Here is a 25,239-nt window from a genome sequence, read left to right as displayed (position 1 = left end):
GGAGGGTTAGCATTGTACACTGCCGAGATGATTGTTAATTTACGTGAAGAAAAAAAAGAGATGCGCAATCGTGATTTTGCGCTCTCTATTGGAGTGTCTGAGGCAGAGGTTGTTGCTTCTTATTGTACAATCGGAAAAGCAACGAGATTACATGTTGATATTGTCACTCTTCTAGAAAATGCTCCTAAGCTTGGAACGGTTTTAGTGCTAACTCGTAATGAGAATGCTGTCCATGAAATAACTGGATGTTTTGAGAAAATTGTTCATAACACTCATATTCCAATTACGCTCGGTGAAATTGATTTACGTATTTTTTCTAAACAATGGGCTTTTTGTTTTGAATATGACGTAATTATTCTTGGAGAATCTAGAAAAAGTATACAATTTTTTGATAAATGTGGCTCTGCTATTTTGAAGATATACTCTAAAGATACAACGAATATGGAAAAATGGGATAATCTCGTCAGAAAACTGGTACATGAGGATCAGTTATCTGTTCTTGATATTCTTCCACCTTCTGATTCTGTTCAATGCAATACAGTAAATCACGATGTTGAAACATTCCGTAATCGTTGGCGACAAATGACTGATGTTCACCAGCTTCATGGTATTCTTTCTGAATTAAAGATTAATCGACGTGACGCTATAAAATATGTTGAAGATGAATTTTCTGATGAATTAAAGATAGAAGCGGTTGAAATTATGCTCAATCAAGTTGCACAACAAAAAATACCAATTATGTGCTTTGTTGGAAATAAAGGGTGTGTTCAAATTTTTAGTGGGAAAATAAAAAATATTAAGCAAGTGGGATCCTGGATTAATGTTCTCGATCAAAAATTTCACCTGCATTTATTGGTTTCCGGAATTGATAGTGTATGGCGTGTTCGCAAGCCTACAAAAAACGATTATGTTAATTCACTTGAAGTTTTTGGTAAAAATGGTGAAATGATTATTCAATTTTTTGGCCTTCGAAAAGAAGGACAAAAGGAACTGGAAGATTGGAGATCTTTATTGAGTAATCTGCCCAGAATAGAAAAAAATGACTTAGAAAGGTAAAGCTAGCGTATGTTTACACCTCTCTTGCGCGTTTTTTTAAGCTTCTTTTTTGTTTGTCTGTTTTCTTTTTTTATTTTCTTTTCTAGACAAGTGATAGCTGAACCGGTAAATTCTTTCCCTGAAAATGCACGTATTGTTTCTATTGGTGGGGCATTGACAGAAATTGTCTATGCGTTAGGAGCTCAAGATCGGCTTGTTGCTCGTGATAGTACAAGTGTTTACCCGGAAGAAGCACTTAAACTTCCCGTACTTGGGTATATGCGTGCTCTTTCACCTGAAGGTGTTTTATCACTTTCTCCTGAAGGCATATTACTTGTTGAAGGAAGCGGTCCCCCTTCAACCATCGACATTTTAAAGAAAACATCAATACCAATAGTAATCATACCGGAAAATTATTCTCGCGAAAGTGTGGTAGAAAAGATTCGTCTCGTTGGGAAGGCACTTCAAAAAGAAATGCAAGCAGCCAAATTAATTGAAAAAGTAAGTCGTGACTTCGTAAGAAATGATGCAATTTTGGCAAAAGTAATAAAACCAAAACGCGTTCTTTTTGTTTTGTCCGTACAAAATGGACGGGTTATGGCGTCTGGAACAGGAACAGCAGCTGATGGTATGATAAAGCTTTCAGGTGGCGTCAATGCCATTTCTGATTATAAGGGATACAAACTTCTAAACAGTGAAGCGTTATTGAAATCAGATCCTGATGTAATCCTGCTCATTAAGCATGATAAAAAATCTGTAACAAATAATATTGATAAAATTTTAGCTATACCGGCAGTTCAAGCAACAACCGCAGCAAAAAATCATGCTATTAAACAAATGGATGCGATGTATCTTTTAGGATTTGGCCCACGAACTGCTAATGCATCGAGAGATCTTATTGATATACTTTATGGTTCAGATCACAATGGTAAGAGCTGATAAAATGGTAAATAGCGCATCTGTAGTACATACACCTGAAACAAAAAAAAATAAAAGAGTAGAACGTACAAATTTGCGAAAGATCTTACTATTAATCTTAGTAGTATTCCTTATATTCAGTGTATTAGGTGGACTTTTGAACGGTGCTTCAAATACTTCTTTCATTGATCTTCTTTATACGATTTATACGCAAAATTTTTTTGAAAGCAGTAAAACACGTAACTACCTCGTACTTATTGATATAAGGCTTCCACGTGTTATCTTGGGATTACTGGTTGGAGCAGCTCTAAGTGTCTCCGGTGTTCTCATGCAAGGACTTTTTCGTAATCCTCTTGCAGATCCTGGCATTGTTGGAGTATCAGCAGGTGCAAGTCTTGGAGCTATATTAGCAATTGTTATCGGTATCGCTTTTCCTTCTTCATTGGCACCTTTCCTAGAACAATACAAAGTTATCATTGGTGCCTTTTTCGGAGGACTTTTATCAACGATCATTCTTTATACGATAGCAACGCATCATAGCTGTACATCTATTGCAACCATGCTCTTAGCAGGCATTGCTCTTGGAGCCTTAAGTAGCGCTGTTATCGGAACATTAATTTTTATAGCAAATGATCAACAATTACGTGACATCACTTTTTGGAATCTTGGTTCTCTTGCGGGAGCAACATGGTTAAAAGTTTGGCTCGTTTTTCCTTTTATTTGCGTTGGAGTTCTTTTTTCTCCCTTTTTATCACGAGCGCTTAATGCTCTTTCTCTTGGAGAAGAGGTTGCTGGCCATATTGGTTTTCATATCCAACGAGTTAAAAACATTTCCATTCTTCTTGTTGCGCTTATGTGTGGTAGTGCAGTCTCCGTCAGTGGTGGTATTGGTTTTATTGGAATTGTTGTTCCACATATTGTGCGACAGCTTATCGGTTCTGACCATCGGTATCTTATCCCCTGCTCTGCTCTCTTAGGATCTTCATTACTTATTTTTGCAGACACGTTTGCACGCCTAATTGTTGCTCCTGCGGAATTACCTATCGGAATTGTCACAGCACTTTTTGGTGCTCCTTTTTTTCTTTGGATTCTCATATACAAACGGGGAATAAATTTTTCATGATCGAAGCGGTTAATGTTTGCGTTCAACGCGGAAAAAATAAAATTCTTAACAATATTAATCTCAAGGCTGAAAGTGGTTCTTTTACTATTATTATTGGCCCAAATGGATCTGGAAAAAGTACCTTTGTTAAGGCATTAAGTGGAGAAATTCCCTACAATGGAAAAATAGTTTTAAATGATTATGATATTACTCAAACAAAAAATTCAGAAATGGCCGCAATGCGAGCAGTTTTCCCACAGTCAACAACACTGGCATTTCCATTTTTAGTCCATGAAGTGGTAGAACTTGGCCTTTCCGTAAATAAATTTATGCTAACAAAAGATGAGTTGCAAGATCTTCCTCAAAAAGCTCTAGAATGTGTTAGTCTTTCTGACTATGGAAACAAATATTATTCTCAATTATCGGGGGGAGAACAAGCCAGAGTGCAGCTTGCCCGCGTTCTCTGTCAAATCTGGAACCCTATTCGTAATGGAGTTCCTTGTTGGATGATATTAGATGAGCCTATTGCTAATCTCGACATCCAGCATCAACTTATTGTTATGAATATTGCAAAAAATTATTCTCGTCGTGGTGGTGGCGTTCTTGCCGTCCTTCATGATCTTAACCTTGCCGCGCATTATGCAGATAAAATGATATTGTTGAAACAGGGAGAAATTTACTGCGAGGGAAATTCTTCTACTGTTTTGACAACAAAAAATTTGCGCGATACTTATCACTGTTCCTTAACCGTTTCTGAATTGCCTAAATCAAATGTACCTTTTATACTTCCACAAACAGCGTCCTCCCCGTAAATAATTGAATCTGAATCTAAAAAAATATTTAATAAGAATAAAATACACGGACATATTTGTTTTTGTCTAAATCGATTTTTTCCTAACAAATATGAGCATTACTCATTGCAAATATGAGATTTTTCTTTGTTCCATATTAAAAATTGTAATAGCTTGATGAGATATCAAAATATCTCACGAAAGTACGCTTTCGTTTAAAGGCTTTTAAATATTTTTTTCTATATCTTATTTAAAATTGGATTCGCGCATTATACTAGTCGACTAAAAAATTATCAAAGGCAATAGATAAAAGAAAAATAGTAGAAAATAAACATATAATCCGCTTATTTTAGCAATCGCATATTTACTTTGCTGTTTTTTGTTATACTCACATAAATAGAGAAATAAACAATGATAAACTTTTTATTTCTCTTAAAACATCTTATAGATTATAAGTAGGAGAACATAATGAAATTATTATCAGCGGCTCTTATAGTTATTTTAATACCATTTGTTCAATTTGCAAATTCCAAAACCCTAAAGATTGCGGGAGAAGGATCTTATCCTCCCTTTAGTTATGTTGACTCCAACAATGAACTTCATGGTTTTGACATTGATATAGCCTACGCGCTTTGTGAAAAAATGAATGTAAAATGTACCATAAGTCTTCAAGAATTTGACGGAATCATACTTGGACTGATTGCAAAAAAGTATGATGCTATAATCGCTTCCCTTGCCCCCACACAAGAACGACTGCAAAAAATTGACTTTACAGATGCATACTATAGCACTGCATTAGCTGTCATAGCAAATAAAAATTCTGGAATTAAAGAAATTTCCGCGAAAGCCTTCAAAGGCAAAATCCTTGGAGTGCAATCAAACACAACACAAGCCGCATACGCAGAAGATCATTATGCTACTAATGGTGCAAATATCAAACTTTATCCTACAGCAATAGAAGTTAACAGAGATCTTTTGAGTCATCGCCTTGATGTCATCATCTGTGATAAATTACAAGCATTGGACTGGATTAAAAATGAAGGAAAAGATTGTTGTCAACTTCTAGGAACTCTTCAAGGAACAAGACTTCCAATCGCAATAGGTATACGTCAAAATGACAATAATCTAAAAAATAAGTTCAATGAAGCAATAAAGAAGATCCGTATAGATGGAACCTACGATAAAATTATGAAAAAATATTTTTCATTCGATATTTATTAAATATCAGTATGGAGCTAAGATTAAAAGAATTGTTTAAAATGTTATTGGAATCTTTTGTAGGAGCACAAAATGACTGAAAATTTAGCGTTGCTGTCATTTAGCAATGGTGGATGGGGTATGGTTATACTTTCTAGTGCAGGGATGACACTCTCATTGGCCTTATGTTGTGGAATTTTAGGTCTTCCTTTAGGTCTTTTAGGCGCAATAATGATTAGATCCGATATCAGAATAGCTAGAGCTATAGCTACCCTCTTTTCATCAGTGTTTCGTAGCTTACCAGAGCTTTTAACTTTATTTTTGGTTTACTACGGCTTACAAAATGTTATCCAAGCTACTCTTGATTATTTTAATATTGAAATAGCATTTAGTATAAGCGCTTTCGTTGCAGGTATCCTTGCACTTAGCATGGTTTTAGCAGCTTTTTCCTGTGAAGTTTGGCTTGGAGCGTTTAACATCTTTGATAAAGGACAATATGAAGCAGCTAAAACTCTGGGACTTTCACGCTCAATAACATTTTTTCGTATTGTATTTCCTCAACTAGTTCGAAATGCTTTACCAGGGCTTTCAAATAATTGGCTTACTTTGTTGAAAGACACATCTCTCGTTTCTACCATCGCCCTTATCGATCTCATGCGACAAACCAATTTAGCGGTTGCAGCTACTAACAAACCGATATTATTTTATCTTGTAGCATGTTCAATATATTTATTATTTTCAGCATTTTTTTCTGCAATTTTACACAGTCTAGAAATACGCACTCAGGCAGGAAATAAAAAGGCGTTTATCTGATGATCCCTGAGTGGCTCCACTTTATTCTAAATCCTGTTCTCTTAAGTCGTTATGGACTTAAATTTATTGATGGATTTATTGTTACTTTTGAACTTGTTTTTGTTGCTTGCTCTGTTGGCTTTTTTCTTGGAATTCTGATTGCATTCGCACGTTTATCAAATAATAGATTTTTGCGGTATTCTGCGCATGCTTATGTTTATTTTTTTCGCGGATCCCCTTTATTAGTTCAGCTATTCCTCTTTTATTATGGACTTGGATCCATGATAGATCTTTGGCAACAAGTTGGTCTGTGGTGGTTTTTTCAAAGTGCATGGTATTGTTGCCTTTTCATTTTTGCACTTAATTCCGCTGCTTATCAGTCTGAAATTTTCAGAGGAAGTTTTTTGTCTGTGGAAACAGGACAACATGAAGCAGCAAAATCGTTGGGTCTGAGCAAATTTGTAACATTTTTTAAAATTATTTTTCCACAGGCTATGGTTGTATCATTGCGTCCTTTAGGAAATGAGATTATCTTGATGGTCAAATCTAGTGCTATTGCTTCGCTTGTTACTGTTTATGATTTGATGGGAATTGCGAAATTGACCTATTCTCGCACATTTGATTTTCAGGTTTATGTTTGGGCAGCTCTTATTTATCTTTTCATTGTTGAAGTTATTCACCGTTTTGTCGTTCTTATCGAACGTAGACTAACCAGATATTTACGGTGAATATCAATAATCATAAAAACCTTTACCAAACTAAAATATTGTATTAACAAACGAGAAAATATAACAAGATGAATCCAGAAAATAGCAAACCTATTGATAGCACTCAAAATCCTGTTATCTCCATTCGAAATTTAAGTAAATGGTACGGAAATTTTCAAGTATTGCATAACATTAACTTAGATGTTGAGATCGGTGAGCGCATCGTTATCTGTGGACCTTCTGGATCAGGGAAGTCAACTTTGATTCGCTGTATTAACCAATTAGAAAAAGCACAAAAAGGTTCGATTTGTATAAATGATGTCGATATTCATTCTTCTCCCATAAAACAACAAAGAATTGTTTTACGCAAAATAGGTATGGTCTTTCAGAATTTTAATTTATTTCCTCATATGACAGTTATGCAAAATTGTATTTTAGCGCCTATGACAGTTCAAGGACTTTCTAAACAGCAAGCAAAAGAACGGGCAATTCGCTATCTTGCACACGTTGGTATTGAAAAGCACTGCGAAAAATATCCGTTACAACTCTCTGGGGGACAGCAACAGCGTGTTGCCATTGCACGTGCACTTTGTATGGAACCTGAAGTAATGCTTTTTGATGAGCCAACATCAGCTCTTGATCCAGAAAGCGTTGGAGAAGTTTTAGAGGTTATGATCCAATTGGCAGATACAGGTATAACAATGCTTTGTGTTACTCATGAAATGGGGTTTGCTCGCAAAGTTTCAGAGAGAATACTCTTTCTAGAAAGTGGAAAAATCATCGAAGATACAATATCTGATGAATTTTTTACAAATCCTAAGAGCCAACGGGCTTGTGATTTTCTTGCTAAAATTACGCATTAATCATAAATACGTTTTTGCTTAAAAAATTTAAATGCTCTTGCTTTTGAAGGAGAGAGACGACTTTTTGAGCCGCAACAGCTCCTGATGGTTCTTTAGTTTCCATCTTTTGTTTAACTATTTCAAAAGAATCAAGTTGTACTCTCCGTAATAAAGGATTTTGTAAAAGTTGTTCTATTTGCCTTGCCAACATACCAGGACGCAGAAACTCGTTAAAATACTCAGGCACAACAGGTTCGTCAGCAATAATATTTGGAAGAGCTGCACTCCATAACGTTATTTTTGGAAGAATGAATAATTTAGAAAACAAATCAAGTTTATAGCAAAGAACCATTGGAATTTTAGCCAATGCTAATTCGAGTGAAACTGTTCCGAACGCCGCAAGTGCAACATCTGCATCTGCAAAAGCACGCCATTTTCTCTCTTCGCCAACAACAATCTCTACTTTGCTTTTCCAATCCTGCACAAAACAACGAATTTCATCAAAAAAATACGGCAATGTTGGCAAAATAATACGTAAATTAGGAATACGCTGTTCAAGAATTGCTATTGCTTTTCCAAAAATTGGCATTAAGTAGCGAATTTCTAATTTACGAGAACCTGGCAGAATAACAAGCGTGGAAAATGATTTCTTCCTACCATACAGACGTTTTTTCTCTGATTGAACATTTAAAAGAGGAGAATATGTCAAAAGACGATGCCCAACATAAGTAGTTGCAGGACCTCCTAAATCCTTCATAATTTTTTCTTCAAAGGGAAAAATAGCTAAAATATGATCAACAAATTTTCGCATAGCACTAGCACGTTCTGGACGCCATGCCCAAACGGTTGGTGCAATATATTGAATAATAGGAATAGAAGGTGCCAAAGAACGCACTTTTTTTGCGACACGATGAGTAAAATCAGGACCATCAATAATAATCAAACAGTCTGGTTGTTCTCGTGCAATAAATTTAGACAAATTTCGAATATGCATGAGAAGAGACGGAATATTTTTTAATACTGCCCCCAAACCTATTAAAGCAATATCATTAGAATCAAAAGCGCTTTTCAAGCCTAGTTTTTCTAGATGTCTTCCACCGACACCAATTAAACGAATATTACATCCCGTCTGTTGCAATAAACAAGAAATCAGATCTGCTCCAAGAAAATCAGCAGATTCTTCTCCCGCAATAACAGCAATTTTTAAAGAACAGTCATTCATGATCAAAATTTTCAAATGTTTCTATAAACAGTGAATATTCATTAGCTTTTGCTATTGTTTCTTTCACTGACAGAATCAAACTTTTATTTGCCTCCACTGCAACACCAGATAAACCACTTTTTACCATATTCATTATTGTCATGGGTCCAATTGATGGTAAATCAACTCTATGATCTTGTTGTGGCTTTGCGCATTTAACAAGGACACCTCCCTTAGGCGGAATTTTTTTTCTTTCTCGCATTTCACAAATTCGCCTCAACATACCATCAGTTCCCTCTGCCCCTTCCACTGCAACAACCCTACCATTGATAGCCACAGCAGCCTGCCCAATATCTAACTGACCTAAATATTTTGCTGCTTTTGCGGCTAATAAAATATCAATTTTCTCTTTTCTGGTAGCACGCCGTATAGTTAAATTAAACGCTACCGGAGCTAAAAGATCTGGCAAAATTTCGTGAACACCGACAACAAAAAAACCATATGCTTCAATAATATGTATAAAAGCTCTTAGCAACGCATCATCTCCAGACCTTAAAGCTCTAAACAATTTAGGTAAAGCTAAAAAAGTTGTCCAATCCAGTCGTAATTGCCTAAGAAGTGGTCGTTTTTCTACCCCACCTGCTAAAATGATGTTACAAATTGAAGCTTCTTTTAAGACTTTAATGAGCTGCGCTAATTCTACAATTGATAATTCGCAGTGCTCATAATGATAAAGAGCAGCATCTACTTCACCACGCAAAAGTACAAGGAAAGGATTTTGTCCACGTTTTTCAAGTTCTTTAGCAACAGTGACAGGAAGAACACCGCTTCCCGCTATAATAGCAGTTCGGCTAGAAAAAAAATCTCCGGCACTAAAAATAGACATTTTTAATCCTTATTTTCTTTCATTCTGTTACCTTCAAATTTTGGTGTACAATAAAAACGTTTTCCTTCTTCTTTAATAAAATGCACCACATCAAGAACAGGTTGAGAAGTAGAATAAAAACAAGAAACATCGCTCACACGTTCCTTAAATGGTTTGCTTCTATCAAAAAGCATAACAATCGCATGACGCAATGCATGAATATCTTTATGTTTGATGCCCGCACGTTTCATCCCAATAATATTTAATCCAGCTAATTTTGCTTGTACACCAACAGCTGTTCCGTAGGGGATAAGATCGCCAACTAAAGCAGAAACACCGCCAATGAATGCATGATGACCAATGCGAACAAATTGATGAACAGCAGAACCACCACCTATAATAACATAATCACCAACGGTAACATGACCAGCTATCATTGCATTATTAGCAAATGTTACATGGCTTCCAACACTGCAATCATGAGCAACATGCGCATAACAAAAAAACTGGCAATTATCACCAATAATTGTCATCCCTATACTAGAATCAGATCCTCTATGCATTGTCACGCCTTCGCGAATTGTACAATTTTTCCCAATGGAAAGAGTCGTATCCCCCCCCTTATGTTTATTATTTTGAGGTTCTGCACCTAATACTGCATGAGAAAATACTTTGCTATTGGCTCCTAATGTTGTCTTCCCAATTATCACAACATGACTAATTAAACTGCATCCATCACCAATAACAGCCTCTGAACCAACATAACAAAATGGTCCAATTAACACATTTTTACCAAGATGCGCTCCCTTCTCTACAAGAGAAGTTGAGTGAATTTTCACGCCGGACATTCTTAAATCCTTATTGTATATTATTTATTCTTATTCAGTAATCATAGCAGCAATCTCTGCTTCAGCGACGCGGAAATTCTCTACTTCAGCAATACATGAAAAACGCCTCATACTAGATCTTTTCTTTAGGAGCTGAACATGTATCTTCAACTGATCACCAGGTATAACAGGCTTACGAAATTTAGCATTATCAATTGTCATAAGATAAACTAAATTCTCTTTCTTGTTGCCCAATTTTAAGAGTGAAATTGCTCCTGCTGTTTGTGCCATAGCTTCTAAAATCAAAACTCCTGGCATAACTGGATTTATAGGGAAATGTCCCGTAAAATGTGGCTCATTAATTGTTATATTTTTAATGCCAATAGCTCTTTGCTCACCATAAATTTCAATTATACGATCAACCAATAAAAACGGATATCGATGTGGTAGTATTGATAACAACTTCTTGATATCTATGGCTTCTAAGCTTTTAGCTTCTCCAGTGTTGATCATATTAGCGTTTCTCCTTTTTTACTTTTGCCAATATTACGCAACGCCGCCACTTCACGAAACCACTGTTTAAACGGTCGCGCCGGACTCCCTCCCCATTTTTCACCATCTGGAATATCATTCATAACACCACTACCAGCAGCAATCTGAACATATTTACCAATTACAATGTGATCTGCAACTCCAACACTTCCACCAAGCTGAGACATATCGCCAATGGACGTACTCCCAGCAATGCCGCATTGAGCAGCAATGAGGCAATAACGTCCGATTTTCACGTTGTGGGCAATCTGTACTAAATTGTCAATTTTGCTTCCCTCTCCAATAACTGTGTCCTCAAATGTTCCACGATCAATCGTCGTATTCGCGCCAATTTCTACGCCATCTTGGATAATAACACGGCCAAGCTGTGGAATTTTTTCAACCCCAGAAACACTACCAATATAGCCAAAACCATCCTGCCCAATGCAAGCACCAGGATAAATATGAACCTTATCTCCTATCAGGGAATATTGAATCGTCACCCTTGGAGCAATATAACATTCATGACCAATGCGGCAATTTTCACCAATAACTGCAGTTGAAGAAATAAGAGTTCCAGAGCCAATTTCAACATTTTTACCGATAACGGCTCCAGCTTCAACACACACATCACATGCAAGCTTAGCACTTGGATGAATATGCGCATGCGGTGAAATTTCTTTCTTCCCAAACCAAGGCATCGGTTTAACAGAATCAGGAAATAAAATACGACCAATTTGAGCAAAATCACGTTGTGGCGTAGATGTTACCAAGATTGCCATAGATTCTGGAACCTTTAAAACAATTTCATTTGTACAAAAAACAGCAGCAGCAGAACTTCCCAATAAAGCATCAGAGAACTTCCGATTCTCCACGAAGACAAGGGAACCCTCCACAGCACTCTCAAGTGAAGAAAGAGTGTTTATAACCTCATTAGAAAACTCTGGATTAAGAAGCTTTGCACCCGTCAACTCTGCAACATTAGCAACCGTTAACCGCCGAGACGGCGTAAAAAAAAATGTATCCGCCATCAAAACACTTTCTCTCTCAGCTTAAAAAATTCTCATTAAAAACTCTCTTTCCGAAGAAATTTTAGATCAGAATTTAGTAAAAATACCAAAATTAAACTGTTGCACACGATCACCATCTTGCTTCACTATTGGCCAAGCATAATCAAAACGCAATGGACCAAATGGCGATTCCCACATCAAACTAGCACCTGCAGATACACGCCACGCACGTTTAATATTTGTAACCGGTGCCTCTCCCTCAAAAAGAGGTTTATAATTATTACCATATAGCGTTGCAACATCTGTAAATAAAGCACCACGAAACCCTAAACCTTCTGGTACCACAGGTATAGGAAACTGTACTTCAGCAGTTGCATTCATATAAGTTGTTCCTCCTAAGAAGTAGGCATCCCCCTTATTAGACGCCTGACGCGGACCTATACCATTGTACTGAAATCCACGAATCATATCCAGATCCATTTTAAACATATCAAAGATACGAACACCATCTCGTCCTACTTCATGAATATGACCAACACCAACAGAAAGCAAACTAACAAGATCAAACCTATCAGAAAGCGTTTTATACATCATAGCTTTACCTGTAGTCTTTAGAAATCTTGCATCCCCACCAAGCCCAGCATATTCTTGAAGAACACGAACGTACAATCCATTATGCGGATTTTTCATATTATCGATAGAATTATAAGTAAAACCATAACTAATCGATGAACGCTTCCAAGGACTATGTTTTACTGCTTGAACAATCGCACCAGAATATTTTTCATACAACTCCCTTTCACTTTCACTTGTTAGTTTGTAATCCTTACCAAAATCATATTCTTCCTGCACGTAAGAATAAGCTAAATTAGCGGATAATTGATCATTAATGGGGAGTCCAAATCGAAGTGCTCCACCTGTCTGTCGTACATCATACGCCTTATCAACCCTGTAAGTACTCCTAAAAAGGTCAATACCTGCAGACGAGCGATAACCCAAAAAATGAGGAGTGATAAATGATAAATTGTAATTACGAGACTTCTCTTGCCCCGCACCTAAGCTCAAGCGAACAAATTGACCAAGCCCTCCAAGATTACGCTCCGTCACAGATACTTCAAGCGAAGCACCAGGGCTTGTACCACCAGTCGTATATCCTCCAGAAAAAGAAAGATCTCCCGTCGGAGCCTCAGCCACATCTATAACTAAAATAACCTGATCAGACTGATCCGTTGGAACCATTGAAATATTAACAGAATGAAAGAATCCAAGACCTTCTAACCGACGCTTTGCCCTTTGCACCAAAGTCTGATTGTAAGCATCTCCCTCATTTAAATCAATTTCACGACGAATAACATAATCACGCGTTTTTTCATTACCACGTATTTCAATGCGCTGAATATAAGCCCTTGGACCTTGTTCAATATTATACAGAATTGAAATTGTATGATTAGACAAATCACGATTTCCTCGCGGCTCAACTTTGGCAAAAGCATATCCAGAATTAGCAGCCTCGTTATTAATAATTGCAACAGACTTTTCGACATTTTCCGCGCTGTAAATATCACCTGGAATTGTTTTAAGCGCTCCCTTTATCGACTGAACATCAATCCCATCCACATCGCTTTCAACTTTAACATCACTAATCTTGTAGCGCACTCCCTCATAAAGGACGAAATCAATCTTATATGCATTCCTCATTTCATCAAAAATTGCCTTGGATGAAATAACCCGAAAATCGGCATAACCATGATTGTAATAAAAACGACGTAAAGCTTCCTCATCTGCAGCCAAACGCTCAGAACTATAAACATCACCTTGCATCAACATAGCAAATATTCCAGAAGGCCTTGTTGAAATAACATCCCGTAAGCGGTAACTTCCGAAAGCATTATTCCCCTTAAAAGTGATATCACTAATCTTTGTTTTTCTCCCTTCAACAATGCTAAACACTACGTTAACACGTCCCCTTCCTAAATTAATAGTTTGGGAAGTAATGGAAACATTATTACGACCTACGGTTTTATAAGCCTCACGGATTGCCCTTAAATCATCAGAAAGCTTGGTAGGATTAAAAGGTTCATTTGGCTTTAAAGAAATGATACGGATGAGGGAAGGATTTTTTATAGATTTATTCCCTTGAAATAATACCTGATTAACAACCTCGTATTCCTTGACAGAAACAACTAACCTACTACCAACCTGGTTTATTTTAACATCATAAAATAAACCTAATTTAAAAAGCCGCTTTACCGCAGCATCAATGTCACCACTAAAAAAATTATCGCCAACCCTTATACCAAGGTTGTCTCGAATTACTTGGGAACTCACAAATTTATTCCCACGAATCTCAATAGTATCAAAAACAGATGCCTGTGCTTCCCTCATCGTAGCAAACGATACAAAAGCTACAGTTGGAAAAAAAATACCCACAGTTAACACCAATATAGATGCTGCATTTAAAAATTTTGAATTCGTGGTCATCGGCTTTATCTTACCCTATATTATTCCTTAAACATAACGCCCCAAAATTCACTGCAACCGCCATAATATTTACAGTGACACTCTCCCCCCCCCTTAATTACCAATTACAGCGCACAATGCCACAATATTTTGGAGACATGGTAAACGACTTGCAATTTGTGTTTCCTACTACTACCCAATTTCTAAAATGTTTTCCATAATTTAATTAAACAAACCAACAAAAATAATCATTTAAAAGAGCAAAAATCATAAATAAAAGAACAATAAAAAAACCAAAGTAAAAAATAATTTCCCGAATTTTAACGGAAACTGGCTTCCCCCTAAAAGCTTCAATAAGATGAAATAATAAATGCCCACCATCAAGCGGTGGAATCGGAAAAAGATTGATAAGCCCAATATTAATTGAGAAAAAAGCCATAAAATTCAACAAAGAAACAAAACCTGTTTCACTGACCTGCCAAGCAATTTTAACTGTCTTGGAAGGACCACTTAATCGGCAATAATCTTCTTTACCACCTATTAAACGTATAATAAAAAAAACTGTTTGCTTAACAATAAGTACTGAACGCTCCAATGCCTCTTTTGCAGCTTCTAATAAATTGTAATTAATGTGTTTTTTATAAGTTAAATCTAAATTCAAAGGATTATCTGGATCAACAGGTACCCCTACACCTATCACCCCACTTCGAACTCGATTACCAAATCCATCATCTCGCTCAATCACCATTGGCGTTATAACCGTCGTAAACACACGACCCATACGCTTTATCTTAAATTTTATAGGATCTCCACCGCGAAAAGTTACATAATTAACTAAATCTTCAAAACTCTTAACTTGTCGACCATCCATTTCAAGAAAACGATCACCTATTACCAAACCTCCCTGAACAGCGGGAGAATCTTTTACTAAAGAACCAACAACAGGTTCAATGGTCATACGTCCATAAACAAAGAAAAAAAATGTTAAAACAACAATGGTAAAAAGAGCATTAAATAGAGGACCAGCCAAAACTGTTGCTGCTTTTTTCCAAGCGTGAGCACTGGCAAATGAACCGTACACAACTGAAAATGATCGAGACAATGATATGTCTTTTTCATCTCCATCCCCAACAAATTTGACATATCCCCCCAAAGGAATGAGTGCTAAACGCCACTGCGTACCATTCTTATCTGTAAAACTTGCTACCTGCGGCCCAAATCCAAGCGAAAAAACTAATGCCCTAATACCACACAACCGCCCAATAAAATAATGCCCAATTTCATGCACAAAAATAATAATTATTACAGTGAAAAGAATACCAAAACTTCTTAAAAACAATTCGCTCATCGCAATTATTTGATTCAAAAGTTCCAAGATATTTTCTCCTAATTTAGACAATACAAAAAATATTGAAAGGCGTATCCATACCAGATATCAATGAACCAATGAGATAAAGAAGGAACGCAGCTCCTACTAGCCCATCCATACGATCCATAAATCCACCATGTCCGGGCAATAAGGAACTGGAATCTTTAACAAAAAATTTCCTTTTTAGCCATGACTGCCCCAAATCACCTACTTGTGAAATAAGGGATAAAACAAAAGTAAGGAGTGGTATAAAAAAATCTGTTAAACGCGTATCAAAAACCAAAGAAGCAACTAATATACCACCAAAAACTCCAACAAATGTGCCACAAATAGCACCTGACCACGTCTTATTCGGAGAAAACCGCGGCGCCAATTTAGGCCCTCCAAATGCACGCCCGCAAAAATATCCAGCAATATCTGTTCCCCATACTATTGTGAATAAAAAGATAACAGCCCAAAATCCTAACGTTTCATAACCCCTTAAAAGAGATAAAGCTACAACCGGAAAAGTTGCATATAAAAAACCAAAAAAAACCCAACCAACACTTCCAATAGCCCCAATAGACAACAGTGCTGCAAAAATTATCAAAATACAAAAAATTAATAAAGAAGGTACGTCTAATATCAAAAATAAACCAAAAACAGAGTAAAAAACATAAGCTAGTATTTTTTGTAAAATATTCCACTTTTCCTTCGTGATACTAACCCATTCGTAAAGAACGAAGCCACCAATTACCCATACAAATAAAAAAAATAAAGTGCCCCCAAGCCACGTTAGATACAAAACAATAATACCAAAAACAAAAGCTGTTAGAACACGAGAAACAAGGTTAGACAAAACAATATCCAAACAATAAAATAAAAAATGCAAACCTAAAATAACGCAGGAAAGAACCTCTTTTCAACAACGTTCCTATTTACACTCATACCTTTCAAATTCTACCTGTAATTTATCACAAAAGGTGCAATGTACCAACACTAAGGAATACACAACTATAGATCAATTACTTCTGTTTCAAAAACTTACTCGTCAAAATTAATCTAAAACATACTTTTAATATACTGCCTATCATTAAAAACAGAAAATACTATTTCAACCTACCATTCATTAGGGAATAAAAATAATTGAATCTGAATCTGATACTTATTTAACACCACAAAGCTAATAACTAAATTCTCAACAACTCACTAAAAATTGCGGACACATAAAAAATGAATTGTATAAGGAACAAGAACCTAAACTGTTTTTTCTGTATTTTTTCATAATGAAAAGTAGCAAATAATACAAAGAACCTTACCCTTTACGTGTATACTTTTCCAAAATAAAAACCTACTGTAGAATACATAATTGATCACCAATAGAAAACACTCATACTATCTTAGCAGATGATTTACCTTGGCCTATAATCCTACCACGTTTTTAAATAGAAATTTTAAAACCATCGATTTCATAAAACCAGCATAGCCGGTACAACACATAATACAAGAAATAAGTTCTCCTTACTTCATACCCCACTGCACCTATACTTCACTCTAATCTGTAACAAAAGATACGAAACAGCTAATAGCATTACAATATAACAAGACTAAACATGCAGAATTTCAGTTTCTTTTTCAGCTAAAATTTTGTCAATATCAGCAATTGTTTCATCAGTAAGTTTTTGAACCTTTTCAGATAAGCTGTGAGCTTCATCTTGACTAACTTCACCTTCTTTTTCTAGTTTTTTCAAATTATCCATGCCATCTCGACGAACGTGACGAGTAGCGATACGCGCCTGTTCAGCATATTGATGCGCAACTTTTACAAGATCTTTGCGGCGTTCTTCATTTAACTCAGGCAAAGGAATACGTAAATTTACTCCATCGGTTATGGGATTTAAACCAAGGCCACAATCACGAATAGCACGCTCTACTGCCCCCACCATAGTTTTATCCCATACAGAAACTGAAAGCATACGCGGCTCTGGAACAGAAATATTTGCTACTTGATTTATAGGAACGACAGAACCATAAGCATCAACTGTTAACGAATCTAGTAGGCTTGTTGATGCTCTCCCAGTTCGCAAACCATTCAACTCATGCTTAAAAGCAGAAATCGCACCACTCATGCGACGCTTCAGATCATCCATAACCGACGCAATATCCATACTTTTATCTCCTTTAATGATGATTTGAAGAATACATTCTACTCTGATACAATGGTAAACTTCCCCGTCCCGTTTAATACTCTAGCTAAACCACCTTCTTCATGTATAGAATACACAATAATAGGTACATTGTTTTCACGCGCCAAAGTAACTGCCGTTGTGTCCATAACAGACAATCCACGCTGTAAAATCTCAACATGAGTCAATTGATCAAAACGCTCAGCAGCAGGATCCAGCCTTGGATCCGCAGAATAAATACCATCGACTTGTGTCCCTTTTAATAAAACATCCGCACCAATTTCTGCAGCACGTAAAGTAGCGGCAGAATCAGTAGTAAAAAATGGATTTCCGGTACCACCAGCAAAAATAACGATCTTTCCTTGGTTCATGTAATTGATCGCTTTCCGCTGTGAAAAACTCTCACAAAGTTGCGGCATAGAAACCGCAGACAATACAACTGCCTCAACCCCTAACTTCGTTAATGATGTTCGCAATGCTAAAGAATTAATAGCAGTAGCAAGCATTCCCATATGATCACCAGTAACACGATCCACACCACGAGATGCACCAGCAACTCCACGAAAAATATTACCCCCACCAATGACAATAGCGACTTCTATGTTCATCGCTCGTACTTCAGCGATATCAGCAGCAATACGATCAGAAACTGAAACATCAATACCAAAGCTCTGTTCTCCCATAAGAGCTTCACCAGAAACCTTTAAGAGAATGCGTTTATACTGAAGCTTCAAAGTCATTGATAATTTCCCAAAAAAAACATTTACTTTTCGCTTTCTACACTACTAAAAATACTGTCTCACACGTTACTGCCAGCAACAAAATCATAATTTATGAACAACCCACAAAACTACTAACCTTTCACAGCAGCAACTTCTGCAGCAAAATCTGGTTCCTCTTTTTCCACACCTTCACCCAACGCAAAGCGGATAAAATCTTTAATTTTTATAGGAACACCGATCGATTTCTCGATATCCCTTAAAGCTGCCTCAACAGTAACATCAGGATTCATAACAAAAGGCTGAGATAACAAAACAACTTCTTCGTAAAATTTACGCATACGCCCCTCTACCATCTTTTTAATGATTGCCTCAGGCTTACCAGATTGACGTGCTTGATCTGAAAAAATTTCTCTTTCACGCTCAATGATACTAGAATCAATACCTTCCACCGTTAAAGCTAAAGGATTTGTCGCAGCAATATGCATTGCAACTTGTCGACCAAAAACAGCAGCCTCCTCCTTACTTCCTGTGGTTTCAATAGCAACCAAAACACCAAGCTTGCCAAGACCATCAGCCACGCTATTGTGTATGTAAGTAGCAACAACACCATCATCGACAAACAATTTAGCTGAACGACGGAATGTTATGTTCTCACCAATAGTACCGATTGCATCTTTAATTGTTTCCTCTACAGTCTTCTGAGAACCTGGATAAAAAGACGCAGAAGTAGCTTCAACGCTGCCTTGCGTACCTAAGGCAGCCGCTGCCACATTGCGCACTATAGTCTGAAATGCATCATTACGTGCAACAAAATCTGTCTCAGAATTCACCTCAACCAAAACTGCGCTTGCATCTTTTGACATGACTGCAATCAAACCCTCAGCCGCTACACGACCAGCCTTCTTATCCGCCTTAGCTATCCCCTTTTTACGAAGCCAATCAACCGCAGCCTCCATATCACCGTTGGTATCTGCAAGAGCTGCCTTACAGTCCATCATACCGGCACCTGATAATTCCCGAAGTTCTTTCACTTGTGCAGCAGTAATGCTCATAACTTGCCTCTTTTTATTCTGTAACGATGAAAAAACGAAAAAGGAAAATCCTGTATGTACCTACAGCTTTCCCCTTCTAAAATTTAAATACCTCAACAAACATCTCTAAAAATTATCACTCAGAAACCAAAACTGCATTTTCTAAAACAGGCTCTATAGGCACGTCTACCTGTGATCCCAAATCAATTCCCATTGCACTTTGCTGACGAGCAATACCGTCAAGAGCTGCACGAGCGACAAGATCACAATAAAGAGAAATTGCACGAGAAGCATCATCATTACCTGGTATTGGATGATCAATGCTATCCGGATCACAGTTTGTATCAATAATTGCAACAACTGGAATTCCCAAACGTTTTGCCTCCTGTATCGCAATATTCTCTTTATTTGTATCAATAATGAACACAAGATCTGGAACAGATCCCATATCCTTGATACCACCAAGCGCACGATTAAGCTTTTCACGATCACGCTCAAGATTTAAACGCTCCTTTTTGGTAAACCCCTGTGCCTCAGCAGAAAGAATTTTGTCCAATTTACGCAAACGATGAATTGAGTGAGAAATCGTCTTCCAATTTGTAAGCATGCCACCAAGCCAGCGCGCATTAACATAATATTGTGCCGAACGACTCGCTGCATCAGCAACAATATCAGATGCTTGCCGCTTAGTACCAACGAATAAAATGCGGCCACCTCGCGCTACAGTATCTGAAACAAGCTTAAGCGCTTGATGCAAAAGAGGAACAGTCTGAGCAAGATCGATAATATGAATATTATTGCGCTGCCCGTAAATATAAGGAGCCATCTTTGGATTCCAACGATGTGTCTGATGACCAAAGTGCACACCCGCTTCTAACAGCTGATGCATTGTGAAATCTGGTAATGCCATAAATCTATCCTTTCCGGTTTAACCTCCGCGAAAAAAGTAGGAAAACCTACTACCGGCGGACGCTCGCTAAATTTCCTTGCAAACACCCAAACTCCGCGTGTGGAATAAGATGACCATACTAATATTTGATTCTTTTTCAAGTTATTTTCTGAAAAAAATCAATGTGTGCACTCACCACCTCTTTTCTCATCTTCAAAAAGTTCAAGACTATTCAATTTTGCACGAACCGCAAAATTTCCGTAATCTATGCGAAGATTACGCATGACACCATTTTGATGTAGAAGGAAACTGGTATGATAAATCGGCAAGCCATCTTTATTTTCTATATCATCGAAATAGGAAATCGTAATAGGCCAATACCCCTCATCACTTAATTTACCAAATTTTTTTATTTCATCATCAGATGTTCCCGTTCTCTCATCCCCAATGATTATACTTTCCTTTACAACTTTGTCTGCTTTATTCGTCCCATCGAATACAGTAGTGTGATAGAAACGTTGATTTGCTTTTGCATGCCGAATAATATTTTTCAACTGAGTAATTGGAAACTCAGCCATCGTAAACTGATGTTCTTGTTCTTTTGGCTTGTTTAATTTAACTAAAATACCATCCTTAGTACGCTCAGCAACCCCTTCGGTACTATGCGCAGGATCCTGCCCAACCTGATCTATGACACTAAAACGAAATGTATGACCATCTCCTGTTTCATAACTTACCGTCTGTTGATCGGTCAAACGTGCAGGCATATCCTCGACGTGCACACGACTGATAAAACGGAAGCGTGTAGTATAACCTCTGCACACTGAGCCCGTAAGTTCATAAACCATTCTTCCATACATACCCAGAATTGCCATTTCACTGGAAGTACTGTCAAGCTGAAAATCGTAAATTGCCCGATGAGGCGCAATAAAAACAGGTTCCTCAGCTCCTACCACACGTAAAAAAGAAACATATAGAATTATTACAAATAATAGTCTGATCATTCCAAATTTCCAATTTATCTCATTGCATACCACCACATGATGAGGCAAAATTAACATCTTAATTAATCACACATTTCCTCGAATACAAAAACAGTTTATGCAAAATATGAAGCCGATATATTATAGTAGCCATGGAGTTTAAATTATGACCAACTTGATCGATAACAATCTAAAAAAATTTGACATCACCATTCCCAAAGCGACACAGCCCATTGCCAATTACGTAACAGTATCGCAAAGCGGTAATCAACTCTTTATTTCTGGACAACTCCCTCTTGTTGATGGAAACCCAGTAGCAGTTGGCAAGGTTGGTAAAACCGTTAACACAGAGCAAGCAAAAAAATCGGCCGAAGTGTGCGCTATTAACATCCTTGCGCAAGTAAAAGCAACCCTTGGTAACTTAAATAAAATAAAAAAAGTAGTAAAAATCACTGTTTTTGTTTCTGTAGATCCCTCTTTTACAAACATTCCTCTTGTTGCCAATGGCGCTTCTGATTTGTTAATCAAAATTCTTGGTGAAGCAGGAAAACACGCTCGTTCTGCTATCGGTGTTACATCTCTTCCTATGGATGTTCCTGTAGAAATTGAAGCCATTGTGGAAATCTAAATTTTAACAGCAACAACTTTTTTCTTCCTTCCGTTCTAAAATTAAAACTTTAATTAAAATTCGTTATAAGGATATTTTCATATGAAACAGATTTATGACAATAACAATGTCTTTGCTAAATTGATTCGTAACGAAATCCCTTCTGTTCGTGTTTACGAAGATGATGATGTTATCGCGTTTATGGACATCATGCCTCAAGCTCCAGGACACACATTGGTTATTCCTCGAAAAGGATCCAGAAACTTGCTGGACGCGGATACTGAAACGTTATTTCCAATAATTAAAGCTGTCCAAAAAATTGCTCGCGCAGCAAAAAAGGCATTTCAAGCAGATGGAATAACAATTATGCAATTTAATGAAGCAGCAAGTCAACAAACCGTTTACCACCTCCATTTTCACATCATACCTCGTATGGAAGGTATAAGCCTTTCTTCTCACTGCGATGTTGTAACACCTACAGAAATACTTGAAGAGAATGCAAAAAAAATTCGATCCGCTCTTTGAAAAACTCTTAAGTTGCAGAGCTTGTTTTTCCAACACGTCTTTTCGCAAAACGTGTTACTCTATCGCTCCTTGAGCAAAAAGGCACATTAGAAGATGAAATTTGTAACTGTAACTCCTCTTTCCTTCTATTTGGCTTATGTATTGACACGTGAACTATTCCACCATTGCGTAATTTTCCAAATAAAATTTCATCCGCCAACGGTTTTTTAATGTATTCGCTTATAACGCGAATCAATGGACGTGCCCCCATATGAGAATCATAGCCTTTGTTAGCAAGCCAAATCATTGCAGCAGTATTTACTTCAAAACTGATCCCTCGATCAGCAAGCTGTGCTTCAAGTTGAAAAATAAACTTTTGCACAATCTGACTAATAACTGCTCGAGATAAAGGTTCAAATGGAATGATAGCATCTAATCGATTACGAAACTCTGGTGTAAATAATCGATTTATTGCTTCTATATCATCACCATCACGATACACTTTACCAAAACCAATAGCCGACCTTACCATATCTGAAGCGCCAGCATTCGTCGTCATAATTAAAATAATATTTCGGAAATCAATTTTTTTTCCATTATGATCTGTTAATTTACCATAATCCATCACTTGCAATAAAATATTAAACAAATCTGGGTGCGCTTTCTCAATCTCATCTAATAACAAAACTGCATGAGGCCTCTGATCAATAGCATCGGTTAAGAGACCTCCTTGATCAAACCCTATATAACCTGGAGGAGCACCTATTAAGCGTGCAACTGTGTGCCGTTCCATATACTCTGACATGTCAAAACGTAACAGTTCAATTCCTAAAGAAGATGCAAGCTGCTTTGCAACTTCAGTTTTCCCAACACCTGTTGGTCCTGAAAATAAATAACTGCCTATTGGTTTTTCTGATTCGTGCAACCCTGCCCTTGCTAATTTAATCGATGATACCAGCGCTGAAATTGCTTTATCTTGTCCATACACAATGCGTTTGAGTGTCTTTTCAAGACTATTCAACATCTTCTGATCATCACTGGAAACTGTTTTCGCTGGAATCCTTGCCATAGTTGCAACAGTAGCTTCAATTTCTTTGATACCTATACTCTTTTTTCTCTTCTTTTTTGGCAAAAGCATCTGTGCTGCACCACTCTCATCAACAACATCAATTGCTTTATCAGGCAACCGGCGATCAAAAATATACCGGGAGGATAACTCTACAGATGCTCTTATTGCTTCATCAGTGTATTTTGTTCGATGAAAATCTTCAAAATAAGGCTTCAATCCTCGCAAAATCTTAATCGTATCAGCAATAGAAGGCTCATTAACATCAATTTTCTGAAAACGACGCTCTAGAGCCCTATCCCGTTCAAAAATTTTGCGATATTCTTTATAAGTTGTCGAACCAATACATCGAATAGTTCCAGAAGATAATGCCGGTTTTAAAAGATTTGCTGCATCCATATTTCCTCCAGACGTAGCTCCTGCTCCAATTAACGTATGAATTTCATCAATAAATAAAATAGCATCTGGATACTTCTCAAACTCTTTAATTACCTGTTTCAATCGTTCTTCAAAATCACCACGATAGCGTGTTCCAGCGACAAGACCTCCCATATCAAGAGAAAATATTGTTGCCTTTGATAAAACTTCAGGCACCTGATCATCAACAATACGTCTGGCTAACCCCTCAATCATTGCTGTTTTTCCAACACCAGGATCACCGACTAAAAGCGGATTGTTTTTTGACCTTCGACATAAAACCTGAATCATTCTTGAAACCTCCGCGTCACGGCCAATCAGTAAATCAATTTTTCCACTACGCGCTTTGCAATTTAGATTAATACAATAAGAAGTAAGAGCGTCCGTTAATTTTTCATTAGGATCCGAAATCTGCTGATCTAATTGCTCTTCAAGATCCTCAAGTAACATAGATAATCCATCATTATGCGTGATACCATGTGAAATAAAACGTACTGCATCATAACGTGTCATTCCCATTTCTTGAAGAAAATATACTGCATGACTTTCACGTTCAGAAAAAATTGCAACGAGAACATTGGCTCCTGAAACTTCATCTTTTCCCACAGACTGTGCGTGAATTACGGCACGTTGGATAACACGCTGAAAAAACGTCGTCGGCTTTGTATCTTCATTGGTTCCTATCTGAGTATTCAACTCTGACTGAATATAGTTAGTTAATCGTTCCCGTAATTCTTCCAAATTTACCTGACACGCCTGAATAACTGAACTTGCATCAATATCGTCTAATAAGGCAAGCAAAAGATGCTCCAATGTCGCGTATTCATGTCGTGCTTGATTAGCCATTGTCAATGCACGATGCAAAACTTCTTCAAGACTGGGCGTAAAAGATGGCATAGCCCCTCACTTCCATTTCATCACACACGGAAACAAATGTTTATTTTGACGTGCACACTTTACAAAATTATCAAATTTTATTTGAGTCATTTCAAAAGCGTAAATCCCATATTCGCTTATTTCATTCTGATAAGTATTAAAGATAATGCATATTGTTTTTTTGAATTTTCTTTCAAGAAAATTTTCAAAACAAAGCATGGAAAAATTCACAAATACACAATCGTTATTAAGAAAAAAAATGTAATACGACTCAGGAAGCTGAAATTCCTGTGAAACCTTGAACATAGCAGAGACATCACACACGCTTTTTT

General features: G+C 37.1%; 24 protein-coding genes. 10 read left to right on the top strand and 14 right to left on the bottom strand.

All coding sequences use genetic code 11. The features are described from left to right. The first annotated feature begins 27 nt into the window (after positions 1-27). The 8 genes from V4P54_RS01610 to V4P54_RS01575 all read left to right on the top strand — a co-directional run bounded on the left by V4P54_RS01610 (position 28) and on the right by V4P54_RS01575 (position 7,405). Positions 28-1,056 (top strand): hemin-degrading factor, encoded by a 1,029-nt coding sequence (locus V4P54_RS01610; RefSeq protein WP_455477652.1) that lies wholly within the window; start codon positions 28-30, stop codon positions 1,054-1,056. Positions 1,057-1,065: 9 nt separating this feature from the next. After that, entirely contained in the window at positions 1,066-1,974 is a 909-nt protein-coding gene (locus tag V4P54_RS01605; RefSeq protein WP_455477411.1) for a heme/hemin ABC transporter substrate-binding protein, read from the top strand. Positions 1,975-1,978: 4 nt separating this feature from the next. Beyond that, on the top strand, positions 1,979-3,076 hold the full coding sequence (locus tag V4P54_RS01600) for a FecCD family ABC transporter permease (RefSeq protein ID WP_455477651.1): 1,098 nt from the start codon (positions 1,979-1,981) through the stop codon (positions 3,074-3,076). Further along, positions 3,073-3,867, top strand: a complete 795-nt coding sequence (locus V4P54_RS01595) for a heme ABC transporter ATP-binding protein (protein ID WP_455477410.1) — start codon at positions 3,073-3,075, stop codon at positions 3,865-3,867. Before V4P54_RS01600 ends, V4P54_RS01595 begins: the two co-directional genes overlap by 4 nt. Positions 3,868-4,314: 447 nt before the next feature. Then, positions 4,315-5,067: a transporter substrate-binding domain-containing protein gene (locus V4P54_RS01590; RefSeq protein ID WP_455477409.1), complete on the top strand. Its 753-nt coding sequence runs from the start codon at positions 4,315-4,317 to the stop codon at positions 5,065-5,067. Positions 5,068-5,136: 69 nt separating this feature from the next. Beyond that, on the top strand, positions 5,137-5,856 hold the full coding sequence (locus V4P54_RS01585) for an ABC transporter permease (RefSeq protein WP_455477408.1): 720 nt from the start codon (positions 5,137-5,139) through the stop codon (positions 5,854-5,856). Beyond that, complete coding sequence (locus V4P54_RS01580; protein WP_455477407.1) at positions 5,856-6,563, top strand: ABC transporter permease; 708 nt, start codon at positions 5,856-5,858, stop codon at positions 6,561-6,563. The genes V4P54_RS01585 and V4P54_RS01580 overlap by 1 nt, the downstream gene beginning before the upstream one ends. Before the next feature lie 68 nt (positions 6,564-6,631). After that, complete coding sequence (locus V4P54_RS01575) at positions 6,632-7,405, top strand: amino acid ABC transporter ATP-binding protein (RefSeq protein WP_455477406.1); 774 nt, start codon at positions 6,632-6,634, stop codon at positions 7,403-7,405. Here V4P54_RS01575 and lpxB read toward each other — a convergent pair. From lpxB to V4P54_RS01510, 13 genes are all read right to left on the bottom strand, one after another. Then, complete coding sequence (gene lpxB / locus V4P54_RS01570; RefSeq protein WP_455477405.1) at positions 7,395-8,606, bottom strand: lipid-A-disaccharide synthase; 1,212 nt, start codon at positions 8,604-8,606, stop codon at positions 7,395-7,397. The genes V4P54_RS01575 and lpxB overlap by 11 nt on opposite strands. Next, the gene (locus tag V4P54_RS01565) at positions 8,599-9,471 is read right to left on the bottom strand and encodes an LpxI family protein (RefSeq protein ID WP_455477404.1); all 873 of its coding nucleotides are present in this window, start codon (positions 9,469-9,471) and stop codon (positions 8,599-8,601) included. The genes lpxB and V4P54_RS01565 overlap by 8 nt, the downstream gene beginning before the upstream one ends. 2 nt (positions 9,472-9,473) lie before the next feature. Continuing rightward, on the bottom strand, positions 9,474-10,298 hold the full coding sequence (gene lpxA / locus V4P54_RS01560) for an acyl-ACP--UDP-N-acetylglucosamine O-acyltransferase (protein WP_455477403.1): 825 nt from the start codon (positions 10,296-10,298) through the stop codon (positions 9,474-9,476). Between the two features lie 30 nt (positions 10,299-10,328). After that, a complete protein-coding gene (gene fabZ, locus V4P54_RS01555; RefSeq protein ID WP_455477402.1) occupies positions 10,329-10,790 on the bottom strand; it encodes a 3-hydroxyacyl-ACP dehydratase FabZ in 462 nt (153 codons plus the stop codon). Continuing rightward, positions 10,787-11,839, bottom strand: coding sequence for a UDP-3-O-(3-hydroxymyristoyl)glucosamine N-acyltransferase (gene lpxD, locus V4P54_RS01550; RefSeq protein WP_455477401.1), 1,053 nt, complete (start codon positions 11,837-11,839; stop codon positions 10,787-10,789). The genes fabZ and lpxD overlap by 4 nt, the downstream gene beginning before the upstream one ends. A gap of 66 nt (positions 11,840-11,905) precedes the next feature. Next, on the bottom strand, positions 11,906-14,299 hold the full coding sequence (bamA, locus tag V4P54_RS01545; RefSeq protein ID WP_455477400.1) for an outer membrane protein assembly factor BamA: 2,394 nt from the start codon (positions 14,297-14,299) through the stop codon (positions 11,906-11,908). Positions 14,300-14,504: 205 nt separating this feature from the next. Continuing rightward, a complete protein-coding gene (rseP, locus tag V4P54_RS01540) occupies positions 14,505-15,653 on the bottom strand; it encodes an RIP metalloprotease RseP (protein ID WP_455477399.1) in 1,149 nt (382 codons plus the stop codon). 16 nt (positions 15,654-15,669) lie between these two features. Then, positions 15,670-16,485 (bottom strand): phosphatidate cytidylyltransferase, encoded by an 816-nt coding sequence (locus tag V4P54_RS01535; RefSeq protein ID WP_455477398.1) that lies wholly within the window; start codon positions 16,483-16,485, stop codon positions 15,670-15,672. A 748-nt stretch (positions 16,486-17,233) separates the two neighbouring features. Continuing rightward, the gene (frr, locus tag V4P54_RS01530) at positions 17,234-17,794 is read right to left on the bottom strand and encodes a ribosome recycling factor (protein WP_455477397.1); all 561 of its coding nucleotides are present in this window, start codon (positions 17,792-17,794) and stop codon (positions 17,234-17,236) included. A gap of 38 nt (positions 17,795-17,832) precedes the next feature. After that, the gene (pyrH, locus tag V4P54_RS01525; protein ID WP_455477396.1) at positions 17,833-18,552 is read right to left on the bottom strand and encodes a UMP kinase; all 720 of its coding nucleotides are present in this window, start codon (positions 18,550-18,552) and stop codon (positions 17,833-17,835) included. A 113-nt stretch (positions 18,553-18,665) separates the two neighbouring features. After that, on the bottom strand, positions 18,666-19,586 hold the full coding sequence (gene tsf, locus V4P54_RS01520; protein WP_455477395.1) for a translation elongation factor Ts: 921 nt from the start codon (positions 19,584-19,586) through the stop codon (positions 18,666-18,668). Between the two features lie 115 nt (positions 19,587-19,701). After that, the gene (gene rpsB / locus V4P54_RS01515) at positions 19,702-20,475 is read right to left on the bottom strand and encodes a 30S ribosomal protein S2 (RefSeq protein WP_455477394.1); all 774 of its coding nucleotides are present in this window, start codon (positions 20,473-20,475) and stop codon (positions 19,702-19,704) included. 158 nt (positions 20,476-20,633) lie between these two features. Next, positions 20,634-21,458, bottom strand: a complete 825-nt coding sequence (locus V4P54_RS01510) for an EipB family protein (protein WP_455477393.1) — start codon at positions 21,456-21,458, stop codon at positions 20,634-20,636. Between the two features lie 145 nt (positions 21,459-21,603). Here V4P54_RS01510 and V4P54_RS01505 point away from each other — a divergent pair, with 145 nt between their 5' ends. Next, entirely contained in the window at positions 21,604-22,065 is a 462-nt protein-coding gene (locus tag V4P54_RS01505) for a RidA family protein (RefSeq protein WP_455477392.1), read from the top strand. Positions 22,066-22,146: 81 nt separating this feature from the next. Beyond that, positions 22,147-22,569, top strand: coding sequence for an HIT family protein (locus tag V4P54_RS01500; RefSeq protein ID WP_455477391.1), 423 nt, complete (start codon positions 22,147-22,149; stop codon positions 22,567-22,569). Between the two features lie 7 nt (positions 22,570-22,576). Here V4P54_RS01500 and clpA read toward each other — a convergent pair whose 3' ends face one another. Then, complete coding sequence (gene clpA, locus V4P54_RS01495) at positions 22,577-24,928, bottom strand: ATP-dependent Clp protease ATP-binding subunit ClpA (protein WP_455477390.1); 2,352 nt, start codon at positions 24,926-24,928, stop codon at positions 22,577-22,579. Positions 24,929-25,239 lie beyond the last annotated feature (311 nt).

This window comes from Bartonella sp. B41 (assembly GCF_053795765.1).
Note: the sequence above shows the minus strand (reverse complement) of the source record. Positions and strands in the feature narration are given on the sequence as shown.